This window comes from Streptomyces sp. E2N166, assembly GCF_003671715.1.
GTDB classification, from domain to species: Bacteria; Actinomycetota; Actinomycetes; order Streptomycetales; family Streptomycetaceae; genus Streptomyces; species Streptomyces thinghirensis.
The window spans coordinates 823346-825248 of record NZ_RAIF01000006.1; the positions used below are offsets into that span (position 1 = coordinate 823346).

Consider the following 1903-nt stretch of genomic DNA (forward strand, 5'->3'; position numbering starts at 1 on the left):
GCCGCGCCGGTGCGGACGGCGATTCCGCCCGCCCGCCACCGCACGGGGCCGTCGGACGCCGTGAGCCGCACGCCTATCGCGTGCAGGGTGCCGGACAGGCCGGTGAGCGGCACCGTGGCCGTCTGCCAGCCGTTGGCCGACTTGACGGTCCGCGCGGCCGTCACGGGAAGCCAGCGGTACGGCGGTGCCTCGCCCGGTTCGCCGGCTTCGGCGGTGGCGACGGCGAGTTCGACGTCCACGGCGCCCGCGTCCGTGCGGTGCGTCAGCTCGACGACCGTGTGGACACCCAGCGGCAGCCGTGTCGCGTACAGGTCGAGGACCGCCGGTCGGTCGAGTCCTCCGTCGACCAGGACGCTGCTGCCGCCCCGCCAGGCGTCCGCGAAGTCGAAGGAGACCGCCGGGCGCTCGCCCTCCGTGCGCACCACCCAGCGCCGGGACGGCAGCCGGTCCTGGAGGCCGAGGTGGTTCCAGGGCGTCTCGGAGGTGACGGTGCCCTCCTCGTACCACCGCAGTCCGTGCCCGGTGTTGAACGCGCTCGCGAACGGCAGCGAGGTCACCGTCGACCGGTCGGCGACCGACACGGCGGGCGCCCGCCAGCCGTCCGCGCCGTCCCCGCCGTCCGGGCGGGACGGGTCGAGCGACGCGCCCGTCCAGAAGCGGTCGTCGGCGGCGTGGAAGTCCCCCGGCGTCCGGCGGTCCTCGGGCAGGTGGTTGCGGGTCCACTCGGGCCGGTACAGGCCGATCGACGTGATGTGCGCGGCGTCGCGCGGCACGATCGCGTCCCAGTTCTCGGACGTGTTCCAGCCGTTGCTCTCCACGTCCACGCCGGCCCAGAGTTCGTAGCGGCTGCGGCCCAGCCGCTCGGCCCGCTCCCCGGAGGTGACCAGGCGGCCGGCCGTCCAGCGGAAGTCCACGAACATGTCGTCGGCGGCCTCGAAGAACGCCTCGTTCCGGTCGTTGAGCGCCCCCTGCCAGCTCACCGCCCCGTCCACGGTCATCGAGTCGTACCAGGTCACGCGCTGTCCCTTGGCCGCGGCGAGGTACTTCAGCTCGCGCAGGAAGCCCCTCATGTCCGCGCCGAGCGCGGCGTCGCCTCCGCCGGTCTCGGCGTTGACGAACCAGCCGTCGAAGCCGTACGCCTCGGCGACTGCGACCAGTCGCGCGGCGAGCGGGTGGCGCCCGGCGGCGTCCTTCTGTACGAGGTCGCGGGTCCAGCCCAGCTGTCCGCCGTAGGCGGCGGGCGGCAGGAAGACGTTGCCGAGGACGGGTACGCCGTGCCGGTGCGCGGCGTCGACGACCGGCGCGTTCGGGGCGAGGATCAGCCCCTCGCCCGAGGAGCCGCCCCAGAAGACGAGTTCGTCGACGTAGGCCCAGTGCGTGAGGGCGTAGTAGTCGGCGGTGGCGGAGCCCTGCGAGGGGTTGCTCGCGGTGGGTCCGAAGGAGACCAGGGACTGGACGCGGGCCTGCCCGGCGCGGGCCGTGGTGTTGGCGGGCGTCGGGGTGAAGCGTCCGGCGAGCGGTACGGAGGCGCTGTTGAAGGCGAGGTCGGGGTCGTCGGCCGCGCGCCACGCCTTGAGACTGCGCCAGGTGATCCCGTCGCCGGGCGTGCCGGAGGGCAGCGAGTCGGGGAACCAGTAGGAGGCGTACGGCTGGAGCGCCGTGTCGGCCCTCCCGGGGCCTGTCGGGGCGGCGTGCGCGGGCAGCGCGGGCCACAGGGCGGCCGCGGCTCCGGCGAGCAGGACGGTGCGTCGGGTGGGGGTCACGAGCGGGTGCCTCCTTGGCGAACCGGTCATCCGATGGGCCCGTGCGGGGTGGGGAGTACCTGGTCGGGGGTGACGACCTCGGTGATGCCGCGTGCCGCGAGGTGCGCGGTGTCGGCGGCACGCGTGTCGAGGACGGTGGC

1 protein-coding gene is annotated in these 1903 nt (G+C 74.8%); it reads right to left on the bottom strand.

Annotated elements, in window-relative coordinates; translation table 11 throughout:
- On the bottom strand, nt 1-1763 hold a 1763-nt coding region (locus EBH09_RS04240), incomplete at its 3' end, for an endo-beta-N-acetylglucosaminidase (RefSeq protein ID WP_238697216.1).
- Between the last annotated feature and the right edge of the window lie 140 nt (nt 1764-1903).